This is a genomic window from Hydrotalea sp. AMD (assembly GCF_004100315.1).
GTDB lineage: Bacteria > Bacteroidota > Bacteroidia > Chitinophagales > Chitinophagaceae > Hydrotalea > Hydrotalea flava.
Genome location: NZ_SCKY01000001.1, coordinates 319,830 through 338,698, shown reverse-complemented (window position 1 = coordinate 338,698; position 18,869 = coordinate 319,830). Strand labels below are relative to the sequence as shown.

At 36.7% G+C, this 18,869-nt stretch carries 13 protein-coding genes; 8 read left to right on the top strand and 5 right to left on the bottom strand.

The window, feature by feature from the left end:
* Positions 1–1,449, bottom strand: a complete 1,449-nt coding sequence (locus EO766_RS01480) for an arginine deiminase family protein (RefSeq protein ID WP_287100639.1) — start codon at positions 1,447–1,449, stop codon at positions 1–3.
* 200 nt (positions 1,450–1,649) lie between these two features.
* Positions 1,650–2,282 carry a spheroidene monooxygenase gene (locus EO766_RS01475; protein WP_287100638.1) on the bottom strand — a complete coding sequence of 211 codons (633 nt, stop codon included), beginning with the start codon at positions 2,280–2,282 and terminating at the stop codon, positions 1,650–1,652.
* Between the two features lie 147 nt (positions 2,283–2,429).
* On the opposite strand from EO766_RS01475, the gene hutI reads away from it, so the two are divergent.
* From hutI to EO766_RS01455, 4 genes are all read left to right on the top strand, one after another.
* Entirely contained in the window at positions 2,430–3,662 is a 1,233-nt protein-coding gene (hutI, locus tag EO766_RS01470; RefSeq protein ID WP_287100637.1) for an imidazolonepropionase, read from the top strand.
* A 126-nt stretch (positions 3,663–3,788) separates the two neighbouring features.
* Positions 3,789–5,942: a cation:proton antiporter gene (locus EO766_RS01465; protein WP_287100636.1), complete on the top strand. Its 2,154-nt coding sequence runs from the start codon at positions 3,789–3,791 to the stop codon at positions 5,940–5,942.
* A 39-nt stretch (positions 5,943–5,981) separates the two neighbouring features.
* Entirely contained in the window at positions 5,982–7,037 is a 1,056-nt protein-coding gene (locus EO766_RS01460; protein ID WP_074420387.1) for an arginase family protein, read from the top strand.
* Between the two features lie 160 nt (positions 7,038–7,197).
* On the top strand, positions 7,198–7,380 hold the full coding sequence (locus EO766_RS01455) for a hypothetical protein (protein WP_074420386.1): 183 nt from the start codon (positions 7,198–7,200) through the stop codon (positions 7,378–7,380).
* On the opposite strand, the gene EO766_RS01450 is transcribed toward EO766_RS01455, so the two are convergent.
* Complete coding sequence (locus EO766_RS01450; RefSeq protein WP_081301323.1) at positions 7,377–9,317, bottom strand: ABC-F family ATP-binding cassette domain-containing protein; 1,941 nt, start codon at positions 9,315–9,317, stop codon at positions 7,377–7,379. The genes EO766_RS01455 and EO766_RS01450 overlap by 4 nt on opposite strands.
* 159 nt (positions 9,318–9,476) lie before the next feature.
* Between EO766_RS01450 and EO766_RS01445 the strand changes: the two genes are divergently transcribed.
* On the top strand, positions 9,477–10,064 hold the full coding sequence (locus EO766_RS01445; RefSeq protein ID WP_074420385.1) for a DUF3347 domain-containing protein: 588 nt from the start codon (positions 9,477–9,479) through the stop codon (positions 10,062–10,064).
* Between the two features lie 29 nt (positions 10,065–10,093).
* On the opposite strand, the gene EO766_RS01440 is transcribed toward EO766_RS01445, so the two are convergent.
* Positions 10,094–11,293, bottom strand: coding sequence for a hypothetical protein (locus EO766_RS01440; protein WP_074420384.1), 1,200 nt, complete (start codon positions 11,291–11,293; stop codon positions 10,094–10,096).
* A 178-nt stretch (positions 11,294–11,471) separates the two neighbouring features.
* Here EO766_RS01440 and thrS point away from each other — a divergent pair, with 178 nt between their 5' ends.
* The 3 genes from thrS to EO766_RS01425 all read left to right on the top strand — a co-directional run bounded on the left by thrS (position 11,472) and on the right by EO766_RS01425 (position 16,745).
* The gene (thrS, locus tag EO766_RS01435; RefSeq protein WP_287100635.1) at positions 11,472–13,409 is read left to right on the top strand and encodes a threonine--tRNA ligase; all 1,938 of its coding nucleotides are present in this window, start codon (positions 11,472–11,474) and stop codon (positions 13,407–13,409) included.
* Between the two features lie 51 nt (positions 13,410–13,460).
* Positions 13,461–14,060: a translation initiation factor IF-3 gene (gene infC / locus EO766_RS01430; protein ID WP_068242113.1), complete on the top strand. Its 600-nt coding sequence runs from the start codon at positions 13,461–13,463 to the stop codon at positions 14,058–14,060.
* 201 nt (positions 14,061–14,261) lie between these two features.
* A complete protein-coding gene (locus EO766_RS01425) occupies positions 14,262–16,745 on the top strand; it encodes a TonB-dependent receptor (RefSeq protein ID WP_074420382.1) in 2,484 nt (827 codons plus the stop codon).
* 483 nt (positions 16,746–17,228) lie between these two features.
* Here EO766_RS01425 and EO766_RS01420 read toward each other — a convergent pair whose 3' ends face one another.
* The gene (locus EO766_RS01420; protein WP_287100634.1) at positions 17,229–18,755 is read right to left on the bottom strand and encodes a Do family serine endopeptidase; all 1,527 of its coding nucleotides are present in this window, start codon (positions 18,753–18,755) and stop codon (positions 17,229–17,231) included.
* Positions 18,756–18,869: the final 114 nt, after the last annotated feature.

Here is an 18,869-nt window from a genome sequence, read left to right as displayed (position 1 = left end):
TTATTCATTAACTGTTTCTCTTAATAAGGGCATGCTCATACAATGAAAACCGCCTCTGGCCCTCGATAATTCTGCAGATGGCATTAAAATAAGGGTATCCGTAATTTGTTGTGTATTAATTTTTCCTGAAACAATTTGTGGAATTAATTCTTTGGCATGTATTACCTGAAAACCTGCTGCTTTAAATGCTTCGGCGGTTTTGTCGTTTCGGTCGTAGCCCAAAACTACCCCTTCTTTAATAGCCAATAAATTACAGGAGTCTGTCCATTGCTCTCTGGCGCTATAAGGAAATTCATTATTGCCCGAAAAAATAATTTTAATATCTGCTTCCCTGCAATGAAAATCGTTTTTACTGATATCTATCAGCAGTTCTTCAAGACTATCGAAATGTACACTATTTTCCGGATCGTTTTTATGGAATTGTTTAATCTTTATTTTTTCATCTTTTTTCAGTTCCAGTGTGCGTTCAATGGCATCTTCATCTTCATGTAAAACTGCCTTTTTTGAAAAATTACCCAACATTACCCAAACATTTTTTTTTACCTGTGTAAAAACGGTATCAATATGCATGTAATCGCGTTTTTTGGGTATTTTAATGATGGTTACTTTTTCCATCAGGTTTTTCTTAAATACGATATGTGCAATTTTAGCTGCTGCTTCCGGCGATGTTCTTTCACTAACCCCCACCAGTAAATGATCATTACTGATCACCATAATATCGCCTCCCTCTAAAGTAATTTTTCTCTCATCTTCCTCTTTTGGTAATAAAAGATTTTGATAGGTATCGGTTAATTCAATGATATTCTGCTGGTATGCCTTAAAAAATGGATGGTTAAAGAAAATATATTTCGCCAGCAAAGCTTCTCTGGTTCTTGCTTTTTTAGCAGGTTTGTTCAATAAAACATGATCTTTAATAGTAATGCCAATATCTCGTGTAAAAATAAAATTGGGTATGGGTGCAAACAGCATTTCTTTGTTTTTTGCTGAACCGCTGATAAATGTTTTGGCTAATGCAACTGCATCATAATCCATTAATGCATTCTGTGTTTTAAAAGTGCAACCCTCTATGGCACAAACCGAAGCAACTAAGCTGTGTTTAATTGCATCGTTCAGTAAAATTTCAGCCAGTAACCATTCTAATTCAATTACTTTATCCGATTTGAAGAAGGCAGGATTATCCGGTTTATAAAAACTTCGGTTGGCTTTTTCTGCATCAATTTCAGGAAGTTTATCCTTTATTTTTTCGGGATCTAAAAAAAGCAGCAATATTTTGGTGTAATAATCATATTCTTCTTTCCGAATGGTGTTTAGATGTACAATATCTTCAAATAGCCAGTCCTGCGCTTTTGAAGGAACTACTTTCCCCAAACCGCTATCCGGACTATGAACCAATAATCGTTTTAGGGTACCAATTTCAGAGTTTACAAATAAACTTTGCGCATTTTGCATATACAAAAAATTTTATGTTATAAGTAATGAGGAATACGGAAAGACACAAGTGGTAATCCGTTGTTATAATCAAAAAAATATGGGAAGTATATAGCTGCCAAGCTAATGATCAGGCATTGCATTTAGACCGGCGTAAAGCCAGGCAAAATGAATAATGTAGGGTAATATGTTTCTAAAAGTTCTATTCATTGAGGTGCAAGTTACAATTTTCCGATGAAAGGATCAATGCCCTGCAAAGTTCCTTCAGCAGCTAAAGGTATAAAACGTACAAACATATCTTCTGCATACCAGTTTTCTTTTCTGGTTTTCACAATTACCTCTTGATGAAAAGGTTGTGAATAGGCAAATGAGCGCATGTGTGCTTTTGTTTCCCAAACACTTAATGTTGCACCTCTGAACCAAGGCATCTCTCCAATGCCAATAGAAGTAATTAATCCCTGTGCCTGTTGCATTTCTGCTGAAACAGCATCTACATGTTGCCAAAATCGTTTTACTTTTCTGCTACGAATGGTAGCTCTTGTTAATATGGCAATCGGGCCCTCATATTCCGACTTTTGGGGTAACTTTCCAAAACAGTATTGTTTATCCCATTTGCCACGGCCTTCAATAGGTTGCAGTTTTAACCAGAGTAATTCACATTTAAAAAATTGCCACCACCATTGAATGAATGGGGTTATATGATGAACTCTATTTTCTTGTACACTTGAAATGGTTAGAACAGCCCATTGCCGCCAGTCGGGTTGTAAATCGAAACTGCCATTTTTACCGCAGCCCAGCAGTTTATAAAAATGAACCGATTTGTTAAAAAACAGTGGAATTCTGAAAATAGCCATAGAAAGCATTCCAAAAAATCCCAAATATTTTGGGTATCTTACAACGTGGACATAACATATCATATTTTTAAGCTGTTAACCTGCAATTTAAGCTTAACAATGTTTATTTTAGAATTTGTTAATCCTATGGTGATAAAATAATGAATCATGCATTTGTTAATTACCAACATACATCAATTATTGAATGTTCGTGAACAGTGTTCTTTACTGCGCGGAAAAGCAATGGCTGAGTTACCGATGATTCAAAATGCTTTCTTGGTTGTTCATAAGGGCAGAATTGCTGCATACGGATGTATGGATGATTTACCCGAAAAAGTATATGATGCCGTATATGATGCTGCGGGTGCTACCGTATTGCCAACCTGGTGCGATAGCCATACCCATCTGGTATTTGCCAAAAGCAGAGAACAGGAATTTGTAGATAAATTGCATGGTTTGAGCTATGCAGATATTGCTGCCAGAGGAGGCGGTATTCTACATTCAGCTGCTGCATTGCAAGCCACATCTGAGGATGTTTTGTTTGAAAGTACATTAAAGCGTTTGCAGGAATTAATGCTTTTGGGTACAGGTGCTATTGAAATAAAAAGTGGTTATGGATTAACGGTAGCCGATGAATTAAAAATGTTACGGGTAATTCGGCGTTTGAAAGAGGTTGCACCCATACCTGTGAAAGGTACTTTTTTGGGAGCACATGCCGTTCCACACACGTATAGAGATAATAAGCAGGGTTATATAAAACTTATTATAGAAGAAATGTTGCCAAAAATTGTTCAGGAAACATTAGCCGATTATGTAGATGTTTTTTGTGAACAAAATTTTTTTTGTGTGAGCGATACAGAAAAAATTCTGGAAGCTGCTGATAAATATGGATTACCTGCCAAATTGCACGCAAATCAACTGTCTGTTAGTGGTGGGGTAGAAGTGGGAGTAAAATACAAAGCCGTATCCGTTGATCATTTAGAAGCCATGAATGAAAAATCAATTCATGCTTTAGGCGCATCGAATACAATTGCCACAGTATTGCCTACTGCAGCCTTTTTTTTAAGAATGCAATATGCACCGGTACGTAAAATGTTACAGGAAAATTGTGCGCTGGCATTGGCATCTGATTATAATCCCGGTTCATCGCCAAGTGGTAATATGAATTTTGTTGTTTCATTAGCCTGCATACAAAATGAATTTTTACCCGAAGAAGCCATTAATGCAGCTACGCTGAATGGTGCTTATGCAATGGGGGTAGAAAAAGAAGTTGGTAGTATTACCATTGGTAAAAAGGCAAATCTTATCTTCACCAAACCCATACCGTCAGTTGCTTATTTACCTTATCATTTTGGAACGCCGGTAGTTGATAAGGTAATGATTGAGGGTAAATGGGTTTAACCAACAATTTCAAGTAAGAATAGCGCGAATGTTAAAATGCAATCACCAAATTTTTATTTAAAACTTTTCTGTTATATTGCTTTAATAAATAAAACAGTTAACATTTAGCTTTTAATTTTTGAATTTATGAACGATTTTTTCAAACATTTTATCCATGAATTTCAATTACCGTTACAAAATCCTGTATTGATATTTTCATTAATATTATTTATAATATTATTATCGCCCATTATTTTAAAAAAATTAAACATACCCGGAATTATAGGTTTAATTATTTCAGGAGTTATTATTGGGCCACATGGTTTTAATGTACTTGAAAAAAATTCGGCTGTTGATTTATTTTCAACCATCGGCTTACTATACATCATGTTTATAGCAGGATTGGAATTAGATATTAATGAGTTTAGGGCCAATAAAAATAAAAGTTTCCTGTTTGGTTTTTTAACATTTATCATCCCATTGGGTATTGGTTTTCCGGTATGTCATTATTTATTGGGATACGATGTAAATGCCAGCTTTTTAACTGCGAGTATGTTTTCTACACATACTTTGGTAGCATACCCTATTGTCAGCAAATTAGGAATTGCTAAAAATCAGGCGGTGGCTATTACTGTGGGGGCAACGGTATTGACAGATACTGCAGTGCTGATTATTTTAGCCATTATTATGGGTAATCATGCAGGAACATTAAACTCCGATTTTTGGATACGGTTGCTGGTATCGCTCTCTATTTTTTCAGTCATCATGTTTTTATTGGTTCCACGAATTGCCAAATGGTTTTTCAGAGAATTAGAAAGTGAACGCCATTCACATTATATATTTGTTTTGGCTGTAGTTTTTTTTGCTGCCTTTCTGGCTGAAGTAGCTGGTGTAGAGCCCATTATTGGTGCATTTGTTGCGGGCTTAGCACTCAATAAACTCATTCCACATTCATCAGCCTTAATGAACCGGATTGAATTTATGGGTAATTCGCTGTTTATTCCTTTTTTCCTGATTTCCGTGGGAATGATTGTTGATGTGAGTGTAATTACGCATGGACCGGCTGCTTTAATTGTTGCAGGTACCTTAATTGCAGTGGCATTATCTGGCAAGTGGCTTGCAGCCTGGTTTACACAATTATTTTTAAAGTACTCAAAAGCGCAGCGCCAACTTATTTTTGGCTTAAGCAGCTCACATGCTGCTGCCACTTTGGCTATTATTTTGGTAGGGTTCAGAGCTAATATTATTGATGAAAATATTTTAAATGGTACCATTATTCTGATTTTAGTGACATGTGTTTTTTCTTCATTTGCAACTGAAAAAGCTTCCAAAAAAATATTGCTGAATAAGGAAAAAAATGAAATTGATATCTTGGAATCGAGTGTAATGAACAGTGAACAAATTTTAATACCTACTGCAAATGTTGAAACAGTTGATAAAATATTGGATTTGGCCATTTTAATTAAAGACAAAAAATCAGCTAATCCCGTTACTATTTTAACAGTTGTTCCTAATGATGAAACTGCAGAAAAAAATATTATATTATCGAAAAATAAATTAGAAAAATATATACAACAGGCATCTGCTACTGAAAATAAGGTTAATACCGTTACTACCATTGATCATAATGTTTCCAGCGGTATTTCAAGAATTACCCGCGAAATATTGGCTGATTATATTTTATTAGGCTGGCCTCATAAAAATGGAATTTTGGAAAACCTGATTAGCGATAAATTTGAAAATATATTAACAAAAATTAATAAAAATATTTTCATTACCCATTTATCGAAGCCATTTGTTTATAATAAGCGTATTGTTGTAATTATACCGGCTCTTGCCGAACTGGAAATAGGCTTTAATGCCTGGTTAAAGAAGTTAATTTATCTGTCGCAGGAACTCTCAATCCCTGTTTTAATATTTGGAAGCAACAAAACCTATACATCCATTCAACAATTTTGTACCCTCAATAAAATTAATTTTATTCCTTCTTTCAAAGAATTTTCAAATTGGGAAGATTTCCTAATTTTATCAAGAAATATTGTAAAAACTGATTTGTTGTTTTTTGTGTCTTCCCGAAAGGGAACAATGTCTTATAATAGCTTTCTCGAAAACATTCCCTATAAATTGGAAAAATATTTCGATGAGAATAATAAAATCATTATTTATCCGGAGCAAAATAATGCATATCAGGAAAATGAATATGATGGCATTCCATTAGCGCCCATAGCAAAAGGAATTGAATCCTCCATCGGAAAGGGAATTGACCTGATTTTTAAAAAGAAAAAAGATGGAGATAAATAAGCTTCGAATAATTTTATATTACTTATAAACTTTTCAATTATGCCCTATCTGCACCCATTTAAAAAAGAAGACATTTTATCGTTGGTTCGTATACGCAGGTACGAAACGAAATTAGGGGAGCGGGTGCAGACCATGCATCAGGTGCAGCAATTTAGAGAAAGTATGATGGAATCGGATGCGGATTTTGTTGTGCTGGGTATTCCGGAAGATATTGGCATAAAGGCCAATGAAGGGATTGGTGGCGCACATACCGCCTGGTCAGCATTTTTGCAAACTTTCCTCAACATTCAAAGCAACGATTTTTTAGATGGCCGGGAAATACTAATGGCAGGCTATTTCGATTTTGGTTCTTTACAGGATATAATTGAAATGAATGCATATAATTATGAAGAAAAAATAGAAGCATACCGACATGCAGTAAATACCATTGATGATGCTGTAGAACAGATGATTCATGAAATAACCCAGCAAAAAAAAATTCCCATTATTATAGGCGGTGGCCATAACAATGCCTACCCCTGTATTAAAGGTGCTGCAAAAGGCTGGTACAAAGCCGGTGTGATTGATTTGCCGCAGATAAATGTAATTAATTTAGATGCGCATGCCGATTACCGTGCCATGGAAGGAAGGCATAGTGGCAATGCTTTCCGCTATGCGGAAGAAGATGGTTATTTGGAAAAATATTGTATTCTGGGCCTTCATGAAAATTATATTGCACAAAACATCTGGATGGATATTGTGAACAATCCCTTTATTGATTGCATTACGTACGAAGATATTTTTCTGCACGAAAAACGTAGTTTTCAACAGGCAATGGCACATGCTGCCGGTTTTACGGAAGGAGGTTTATGTGGCATTGAATTAGATGTGGATGCTATTGAAAATGTATTGAGTAGTGCCGGCAGCCCAACAGGTATTGGTGTTATCCATGCCCGGCAATATGTTAATTTTATGGCCTGGAATATCCGTCCTGCCTATTTACATATCTGCGAAGCTGCTACCAGACTGGAAGATGGCCGTCAGAATATTGCTTCCGGAAAATTAATCAGTTATCTGGTGTCCGACTTTATTAAGGCCATGCTGGCGCAACTGTGAATAAAAAGAAAAAAAATAACAATGGTTTTAAAAAGGAGGCATAGCAATAACGATACCGTTTTTTATACCTATTTCCAATCCGGATTTGATGGGTTACCCAATGCCATTAGTGAATATCAGGCCGCTTTTGATAATGTAAAAGCTGCAATGGGAGAGGGCTATGTTTATTATTTTCAGAAAAAACAGCCCTGCAGAAGCAAAAGTTGTATTTGCAAAATTTTCTGATATTACCAAAGCAACTTATCCGGTAGTTACCATGCAATTACAAAAAAATATCAACATTGCCACGCTTTCAAAACAACAATATAAAATTGTGCTTGAGGTTGTAATGCCGGGCTATTAACCCTCTAATTCCATCAATTTTTCAAATAAAATTTCATATTGCTGCTGAGCGGCATCCCATTCTTTTTGAATCGCAGCATAGGCTTTTTCAAATTCAGAAAATTTTGCAGGATCCTTGTACAAATCGGGGTGTACCAATGATATTTCCAAAGCTGATTTTTTCTCGTTCAGTGTTTCTAATAAAGCCTCTGTTTGTTGAAATTTTCTTTTTACCTGTGCTAATTCCTTTTTTTGTTGTTTTTCGGGTTGATTGAATGGGGTGTTATTTTTTTGAAAAGCTACTTCCTTAACCGGCTGAGGTGTTGCCGCTTTTCCTTCTTTTTTGGAAGAATTTTGCTTCGCCATTCTTTCATTCCATTCTACCCATTCCTGATAAGTTCCTTTAAATTCTTTAATCTGATGGTCAACAATTTCCCAAATTTTATTGGCTGTTTTTGAGATAAAAAACCGGTCGTGACTAACTAATAAATAACTGCCTTCATAATTATTCAGTGCCTCGGCCAATAGTTCAACAGAATGCATATCTAAGTGGTTGGTAGGTTCATCCAGTAATAGAAAATTACTTCGGCTTACAATTACTTTGGCCAAAGCAACACGAGCTTTTTCACCTCCGCTGAGTAATCTGATTTTTTTATCGCTGTCATCCCCGCTGAATAAAAAACAACCTAACAAGGTGCGCAGTTCCAATTCATTTTTGTTGCTGCCACATTCTTTCATTTCATCCAGAATTGAATTGTTGAGGTTTAAGGCCTCTAATTGGTGTTGCGCATAAAAACTTTCCTCAACATTATGGCCCCAATTGCGCAATCCCTCAAATGTTTCGGTGCCGGCAACAATTCTTAACAAAGTAGATTTTCCTTTACCATTGGCGCCAATTAATGCAATTTTATCTCCCCGGTTTATTTCTGCTGTGGCATTTTGTAAAATTAAAGAAGCGCCAAAGCTTTTTTTTATGTCTTTTAGTTCGCAAATAATTTTTCCGGGTTGTTTATCAACCTGAAAATTAATTTTCATATTGGGGCGTTCTAGACTTATATTTTCAATTCTGTCAATTTTATCTAATCGCTTAATAGCACTTTGGGCTGCTGCTGCTTTAGATGCTTTAGAACGAAATCGTTCAATAAATCGTTCTTGTTGACGTATATAATCTTGCTGATTTTCGTATGCTTTTTGTTGTAATTCAATACGTAATGCTTTTTCTTGTTCATAAAAATCAAAATCGCCCACGTACACATGTAATTGTTGTTGGTACAATTCAACGATTTTATTCACCATTCTATTTAAAAAGAACTTATCATGGCTAACAATGACTACACTTCCACGATAATGTTTCAGGTATTTTTCTAACCATTCAATAGAAGGCAGGTCAAGATGATTGGTCGGTTCATCTAACAATAGTACATCGGGTTGTTGTAAAATCATTTTGGCCAAAAGTACCCGCATCCGCCATCCACCACTGAATTCTTTGTAAGGACGGTGCAGATCGGCATTTTGAAAGCCAAGTCCCTGTAATACCTCCTCTGTTCTGTGATGAATGGTATAACCGCCGGCTACTTCCAGTTCGTGTAACTTATCGGTATATGCCATTAAAAGTGCTTCGTCTTCTTTTGTTTCCAAAATTTTACCCAATTCCGCAATTTCTCTTTCTAATTGTTTTACTTTTTCAAAGGCACCCATCGCTACTTCAAGAATGGAATCATTGGTATCAAAACTCAATAAATCCTGATGCAGATACCCAATGGTGGTATCTTTCCCTTTTTCAACTGTGCCTTTTGATGGAGTATACTCGCCCACCAAAACCTTTAATAGGGTCGATTTTCCGGTTCCGTTATACCCAATTAATCCAATTCTGTCACCCGGCTGTATGTGCCAGGTAGCATCTGCTACAATTACTCTTGCACCAAATTCAAACGTAACATTTTGTAAACCTATCAACATTTTTTTTTGTATGTTTTGCTGCAAAGGTAATTGTCTGGTTTGAATGCATGCATGCAATAAGTGACATGCATCTAATTATCAATATATTGAAGGTAATTCAGAACTGATTTGCGCAGGTTTAAGTAAATTTGATGTATTATTCAGTATAAAATTGATGGTATGAAATTATGGCATTGGGGTTTTGTATGTTGTTTTGTTGTAATAGGATTAATAGCATGTAATCAAACCAATAATAAAGTTCCTATTCAGGAAAATACAGATGAGCCACTCATGGTATCGAAACACCAAATAAAATTTGATGCTGCATTTTCGGTGTTTCTGCACCAGTATTATCAATTGTCTGACGGATTGTATCATCAACAAATGAATACTATGAACAAAGCTGCTACCGATATGATGACTGCTGCCGATAGTTTACCGTTTCAGTTACTGAAAGCAGATACAGTGATTATTGAAACAGCACAACAAAATGTTGCGAACATAAAGGCAGATTTAGCGGGTATGGTTGGTGAACAAAATATGCAGGAAAAATTAAAAGGTTTTGCTGCAGTAAGCCAGGCGTTATATGATTTAATTAGAACCGTTCAATACAGTAAAGAAACAGTATATCATTTTCATTGTTCTACTGTTTTTAATAATGCCGGAGCCGATTGGTTAAGTAATTGTTCTGAAATTCAAAATCCATATTTGCCAAAAGCAAAAACTGTTTGTGGTAGTTTATTGGATTCATTACAATTTAAACCTTAAAACAAGCTTGCATTTGCATCATTATTATTTTAATATTTTTCTGCCCGGATGGTTTTGGGTCGGTAAGTAATTAGTACTTTGGCATTGGTGCCTTCATCAGAAGTAATAAAAATTTCATGCCTTTCATTACCGGCTGTGACTACCATTAATGCAGTATTGGGCGGTACATCGCCTAAATTATTGGCCACTGTAATAATTTCATGTGTTGGATTTTCTTTGCTCAGATGCAAGTATACTGTAATGGGTTTTTCGCTGAGCCTGCCGCTGTTCACCACTAATTGATGGTCATCATATACAGTAATAGTATCATTGTCAATTACACCATTGTCGTAAAAATCTATTTTTACATCTGGTGCAGCAACAAATATTTCCTTCACCATTTTATTTTTTCGTTCGGTTAATTCAGGTGGAATAACCGAAGACTGGGGAGTTGTTTTTACAACCGGTTTTTGGGCCGTATCCGGTAAAACCGGCGTTGTTTCCCTTTGCTTGTTTTGTTGTAAATTGGGTGTTGCAGGTTTTGTATTATTCCCACTTATTGTATTTTTTTGTTGTATTTCCTGAATCAATGCATTAATTTGTTGATTGTTGTTGAAATCAGGCGCTGGATTTACATCGGGTATTTTTTTTAGCAAAGCAGCTTTGCTTTTGGGCCCCCAGTTGCCATCTACAGTAATTCCCAATGCCTGTTGTAATTTTTTGATATTAACATGCTCAGAAGAGGCAATAGCCGGTGGTGAATCCGGTTTATTTTTCTCAACCAGCGGGTTTTGTTTTAAGAAGGGGGCAGGTTCAAAATCAGATTCGGGCACTTTTTCTAAATATACCATCCCACTGCCGCAATCCGTTTTATCTTTTTCACCCATACTGGAATAAGTACCGGAAAGCGTTTGCAGTTTACCTTCTTTACTATAATCCAAATAACAGGTCATTAAACAGGGCACACTGTAATCGCCAGCTTTTATTTCCAGCATTTTGGTTTCTTTGATTACTAAATTTTTAGTAGCAGGCGTATACAAGCCCCTGAATGCAGCCTTACCATAAAATACAGTGGTTTTATAGGAATAAGTAACACCTTCCAATGCTTTATTGGGCAGCTCATTAATTTGCACTTCATACTTATATCTGTCTTCCACAAACTGTCCGGAAAAGGGGTTATAATTTTTTTGTATAAAATAGCCCCTCCATATTCCCGTTAATTTTTGAGCGGGGAGCAATTGAAAATTCATGCAGAGAAAAAGGCAGATTGCAACAACACGATACATATCTTACAAAGCTAAGTTTCTTAATGAGGATGGCAGTATAATAAAGCGTTAAGGTTTTTTGAAGCAATTTAGTACAAAAAAAAATCTCTGCTGCCAATTTGTTACCTTTGTGTTTCTTTAAAAAATATATTTAAAATTGAATATGATTGAAATTCGTTTTCCCGATGGTGCAGTGAGGACATACCCCAAAGGCACCACTTCATTGGAAATAGCAAAATCTATTAGTGAGGGATTAGCAAAAAAAGTACTGGCAGCTAAAGTGAATGGTGTGGTTTGGGATGCCACACGACCTATTGAAACCGATGCTACATTGCAATTACTTACCTGGAATGATACCGATGGCAAACAAACTTTTTGGCATTCTTCAGCTCACTTAATGGCCGAAGCGGTTGAAAGTATGTTTCCGGGTGTTAAATTTTGGGTAGGCCCGGCCATTGACCATGGATTTTATTATGACATGGATCTGGGCGACAGAAAAATGACGGAAGAGGATTTGCTAGCATTAGAGAAAAAAATGAATGAACTGGCTAAACAAGCCAATGCCTACCGGCGTAAAGCCATACCCAAAGCCGAAGCCATTGCTTATTTTAATGAAAAAGGCGATGAATATAAATTAGACCTTTTACAAAACCTAAACGATGGCGAAATTACTTTTTATACCCAGGGTAACTTTACCGACCTGTGCCGTGGCCCGCATATTCCCAATACCGGATTTATTAAAGCCATTAAGCTTACCAATATAGCCGGTGCATACTGGAAGGGAGATGAACACAATAAACAACTTACCAGGGTATATGGCATTACATTCCCCAATCAGAATGAGTTGGATGAATATTTAGCCATGTTAGAAGAGGCTAAAAAACGCGACCATCGTAAATTAGGCAAAGAATTAAGTATTTTTACAATGGATGATGATGTTGGTCCGGGTTTGCCTTTATGGATGCCCAATGGCACCATTATTATTGAAGAATTAGAAAAATTAGCCAAAGAAACAGAAGAAGATGCCGGTTATAAAAGGGTAGTAACACCGCATATTGCCAAAGAAAGCATGTATTTAACCAGTGGTCACCTGCCTTATTATGCCGACAGTATGTTTCCGCCCATGGAAATGGATGGAGAGAAATATTATTTAAAAGCCATGAACTGTCCGCATCACCACAAAATTTTTGCTGCGGAATCCAAAAGTTATCGTGATTTGCCTTACCGCATTGCAGAATATGGTACCTGTTATCGGTATGAGCAGAGTGGCGAATTATTTGGCTTAATGCGGGTGCGTTGTTTGCATATGAATGATGCACATATTTATTGTACCAAAGAACAGTTTGCTGAAGAATTTGAGGCAGTAAACAATATGTATCTGAAATATTTTGATTTATTTGGAATAGATAAATATGTGATGCGCTTATCATTGCACGATCCGGCTAAACTGGGGCAGAAATATGTGAATGAACCGCAATTGTGGTTAGAAACCGAAGAAATGGTACGTAAAGTTTTAATAGAAACCAATACACCTTTCATTGAAGTGCCCGATGAAGCTGCCTTTTACGGGCCTAAAATTGATGTACAGATATGGAGTGCCATTGGGCGTGAGTTTACTTTAGCCACCAACCAGGTAGATTTTAATTCAGGAAGAAAATTTTCATTAGCCTACACCACCGCCAATAATGATACAGATATTCCGCTGATTATTCATAGGGCACCTTTAGGTACACATGAGCGATTTATTGGCTTTTTGTTAGAACATTATGCAGGTAAATTTCCGGTATGGCTTGCGCCGCAGCAAGTGGCTGTATTGCCCATTAGCGATAAGTTTGCTGCTTATGCACAGGAAGTAGTACGGCAATTGAAGCAATACCGGGTACGTGCTCAGGTAGATGAACGCAATGAAAAAATAGGAAAGAAAATTCGGGAAGCTGAAATGATGCGAATACCTTATATGTTGGTAGTGGGCGAAAAAGAAATGAATGAAAATAAGCTCTCAGTTCGCCGTCAGGGAAGAGGAGATGCAGGCACTTTACCTGTTGAAGCTTTCATAAAAAATATCGTTGCAGAAATATCTAACCGTAAATCTGTTGATTAGCAATATTTAATCATTATTTTTACATTCGAATTTATAATTTAAACCAGTTTAATGGCATTACCTTTTAAAAGTAACAGCGGTGGATACGGAGGAAGAATGAATCCCCGCTTTCAAAGACATCAGGAACCTGAACATCGAATTAACGAAAGAATCAGAGCAGCGCAGGTAAGGTTGGTAGGTGATAATGTAACCGTGGGAATTTATCCGTTACAGGAAGCATTGAAAATTGCGGCAGAACAAGAGATGGATTTGGTGGAAATATCGCCCAACGCAGATCCACCAGTTTGTAAAGTAATTGATTACAAAAAATTTCTGTACGAAAAAAAGAAGAAAGAAAAGGAAATGAAAGCCAATGCCAAACAAAGCGAAGTAAAAGAAATTCGCTTTACGCCAGGCACCGACGATCATGATTTCGACTTTAAATCCAAACATGCAGAAAAGTTTTTACAGGATGGCAATAAAGTGAAAGCTTATGTTCAATTTAAAGGAAGGGCTATTCAGTTTAAAGAAAGAGGAGAACTGATATTATTAAAATTTGCTGAAAGACTGGCAGAAATTAGTCAGCCGGAAAGTTTACCCAAATTAGAAGGCAAAAGAATGTTTCTGATGCTTACGCCTAAAACAGCAAAAAAGAAAAAAGAATCCGCATAAATTTAAATTGTTACATCATTATTAAGAGGCTGTCTCAAAATTGAGGCCGCCTCTTTTATTGTACATTAGTTTTTTTGATATTTATCAAACCAGTAATACCGCTCATACATTTTAACATACTGCAAAGTTTTTATACAGATTTCCTACAGAATACAAGGTTAGTTTTGCAATTTAATTAGTTGCCGAAAATTCTTTTAACTGATGTATAAATTTTTCCTCACTGTTTTATTGTTTATTGTTTCAACACAGGTTCAGGCTTTTGATGCTGCTGCGGGCAAAGTAACCGGTAAGGTAATGGATGCTGTAAGCAAACAACCCATTGAATATGCAACGATAACCGTTTTAAATAAAAGCACAAAGAATGTAGTCAATGGAACCATTACCGATGGCACGGGATCTTTTGTAATAAAAGGATTGGCTCCGGGCAATTATATTTTTAAAATACAATCGCTGGGTTATCAGGAATATACCATTAATACAGTTAGTGTACAAAAAAACGCTTCCATCAACTTACCGGTTATTGCATTGGTAAAACAGGAGAATGTACTACAAGGCGTTACCGTTACTGCTAAAAAACCTTTGGTTGAAAACAAAATTGATAAGATGGTTTTTAATGCAGAAAAGGATCTTACCTCTCAAAGTGGGGTTGCTACCGATTTATTGAAGAAAGTGCCCATGGTTTCAGTAGATGTAGATGGTAATGTACAGTTGGCAGGTAGTTCCAGTATTCAGTTTTTAATTAATGGGCGACCTTCTACCGCATTTGGCAATAATATTGCCGATGTATTACAGGCAATACCTGCCAGCCAGATTAAAAGTATTGAAGTGATTACCAACCCCGGCGCCAAATATGATGCATCCGGATTAGGTGGTATCATTAACATCATTTTAAAAGATAACCATGCAAAAGGCATCAATGGTAATTTGTCATTAACAGCAGGTACTTTATTGCAAAATGGTTCTTTTAACCTAACAGCAAGAAAGAAAAATTTTGGTATCAATGCATTTGTAAGCGGCGGTGCCCGTTTAAGATCAACCACTCCCAATACAGTTGACAGAGTATCGATGGATACGCTGAATAAAACCAATGTTGCTTTATTACAATCAGGCACATCACGTTTTACCCGTCATGGCATGCAATCGGGGGTTGGCTTCGACTGGACACTCGATTCAATGAATAATATTTCAGGCGGTGTAAATTATAATTTGTTTGGGTATGCCGGCAGCGGTTTTGTGAATCAAACACAAACCACCACCGATATAATGAACGGTGGCAATGTGTTATCTGACATCGCTTCTTTCAGTAACTCAAATGGCGGATTTCATTTTCATAATATTGATGCCAATTTAAATTACAAGAAAACATTTGCAAAGCCCGATCAGGAATTAGATATTTCATTGAATTCCAGTTTTGGACATAATCATGGTTACTCAAACAGCGAGCAGTTTTTAGTACCATCCGATTCAAAGTTTTTTGGAACACAGAACGATAATCCGGGTACCAATAACGTACATGTATTGACGGTAGATTATACACAACCCATTACCTCAAAAATAAAATTTGGAACCGGAGGCAGAGTTACTTTAACCGATATTAACAGTACAGCTTCCATTCTTTCACTCAATAACAATACCGGCAATTATTATTTTGATTCTACACAATCCAACCATCTCAACTACCATCAGCAGGTATATGCTGTATATAGCGAATTAAGTTTTCCGGTTGGGACCTTGTTTGATGCTAAAGTTGGCGGACGTTACGAAAGAACTGAAATAAACGATTATTATTCCAATGCAATCTCCCAGGTAAAAACCCCGGGTTACAATACATTTGTACCCAGTGTTTACTTCATCAGAAAATTAACCGGCAATTCAACTTTAAAAATTAGCTACTCTAAACGAATAGAACGCCCCAGCTATCAGGATTTGAACCCTTTCGTTAATACTAGCGATCCTAAAAATATTTCAACAGGTAATCCTTATTTACAACCCCAAATAGGTAACCGCTATGAGTTGAGTTACAACAAGCAAATTAATAATATTGGTTCTTTTATGGTAGCAGCCTTTTATCGAACTTCTAATCATGATATTCAGCCCTATGTGGTTTTTTATCCTGATTATACCGTAGGAGATTCAGTTTTTACAAATGTATCAGTGAGTACCCGACAGAACATTGGCTTGGAAAAAAATATAGGTATAAATTTATTTTCCAGTATTGATGTATCCAATGCACTGAACCTGCGAACCAATATGTTTTTTTATGAACGCAATACCATCAACGCATTAGATCCTGGCTATAATTCAAATAGTTTCAATTACCATATTAATTTAAATGCGAGTTACCAGTTTAAACATGATGTAGCAGCAGAAGTATTTGGTAATTTTCGTTCTGCCAGAAATGAAGTACAGGGCAGGTATCCCTCTTTCACTACTTACAGCTTTGCGGTTCGTAAACAATTTTGGAACAAAAAAGGAAGTTTGGCTTTAACAGCAGTAAATGTATTCAGTCAATATCTTGATCAGAGAACGGTTTTAACAGGACCCAATTTTACCACCAATAATTTAAGACAAATTCCTTTTCGCTCTATCGGACTCAATTTTACTTGGAAATTTGGTAAGTTAGAATTTAAAAAAGACGACAATACCAAGCCAGATTCCGGGGGAAATGGATTAGACAATGGTTAGTATATGCTACTGAATTGTTGATGTATTTGTATTTCCAATTTATCAATCACCATCATAGCATTCAGAATTTATTCCAGGCCACCCCTGCCACTCATTTTTGGCACCCTAAAGGCTCTTTCAATGTGCCATAGGTTCTTATAATTTTCAATGACCTGCTTATCGGATATTTTGGTATTGGTGGTGTATCCTTTTAACCCATCCCAGACTTTATCCTGATGAAACTTTTGATAATCAATAGCTATAGATATATTGCCTTCTAATTTTAAGTATTTGTTGTAGCCTTTGTTGTTGATGTTTTCATTTTCTGTTGTATTGATGCATGAAAATAACTTTCATGAGAACATAAGTAATTGGACATGCGGCTACTCATGTATGGCTATCACAAAAAAATGATTCTTTTAAAAGTAGTGAAAACCTACAGTCATCAAAAAGCCACCTTTTACAAGATGGCCTTTTTTTATACACGGGTTAATCTGTGTTGTGTTATTCACCACCGTCAATCCGAACGGGATAGCTATAGGTATCACCATAACCGGGATAAATACCATCTATTCTAACGGTACCACTATTGCTGGAATTAGATAGGGCAGCTTTTAAATCGTCTACTGTTTTTACTTCAATACCATTTACGGCAGTAATCACAAATCCTTCCTGTATGCGTGATTTTTGAATAGCGCCACCGGGCTGTATTTTCTTTACTACTACACCACCATTTAGGTTATTGGCATCGGCGGTCTTCTTATCTACATTCGCCAGATCGGCTCCCAAACGATCCATTACATTGGCTACCTTCACTACATTGGTGTTACCTGCTTTGTTTTTAAGGGTAACGTTCACGGTTTTCTGTTCGCCGTTTCTGATATAACCCAGTGTAATTTTATCACCCGGTTTGTAACGGGCAATTTGTTCAACCATTTCTGGTCCTGTGGTAACGGTCACCCCATTGATGTTGGTAATAATATCGCCTTTTTTAATGCCTGCCTCAGCAGCGGCACCACCGGCGGGTACATCCAATACATAAATACCATTGTTTACATCTTTAATACCGGCTTGTTTTTTCTCTTCATCACTCAACCCATCTTTAGGATAAGATATACCCAAAAATGCACGTTGTACGGTTCCGTATTTAATAATATCGTTCACAACTTTTTTTACAATGTTCACCGGAATAGCATAAGAGTATCCTGCATAAGAACCGGTAGGAGAGGCAATGGCCGAATTAATACCAATTAATTCGCCACGGGTATTGATTAATGCACCGCCACTGTTACCCGGGTTAACTGCCGCATCGGTTTGGATAAATGATTCAATCGGTGTTGCACTTTGGCGTGAGTTAATATTAATCTGCCTGGCTTTGGCACTAATAATACCGGCGGTAACCGTAACATCTAAAGTTAATGGATAACCAATAGCCAGTACCCATTGTCCTAATTTGGCTTCATCACTATTGCCGTATACCAGATAGGGAAGGTTTTTGGCATCAATTTTAATAACAGCCAAATCACTACTGGGGTCGGTACCTACTACCGTTGCTTTGTACGTTTTGCGGTTAGGTAAGGTAATATTAATTTCATCGGCACCATCAACCACGTGGTTATTGGTAACAATATAGCCATCTTCACTAATAATAACCCCACTGCCACTGGCTCTTTGTTCAGGAATAATTCTGGGGCCCATGCCACCAAATAAATCGCCAAACATATTATCGCCAAAAAAATCGCTGAATGGGTCATTGCGTTTGGGTAAGTCATTGCTAACCTGTTTGGCTTTGGTTCTGGTTTTAATATGAACAACTGCAGGTGTGGCAGCAGCACAAGCCTCTGTAAAATCAAAACTGTTGTCTGATGGTCCGGAATGGTTGTTAAAAAAACCGGCATAATTTACGGGTAATTTACCGGGTTCCTGCATACCTGCATACCTGTATTCCTGATAACGGCCAAAGCCCCATACACTTAATAAAGCGGTTGCAGCACTAATGGCAACAATCGCTAACACGTTTTTAAGTTTCATAGTATATACATTAATAAATGTGAAAAATTAAACTTCTATTGCAAAGTAACGCAGCAGTTTGAATACTGTTTGTTAGTAAAAATCCATTTAACAAATGTTTTACGATGCTTGTCG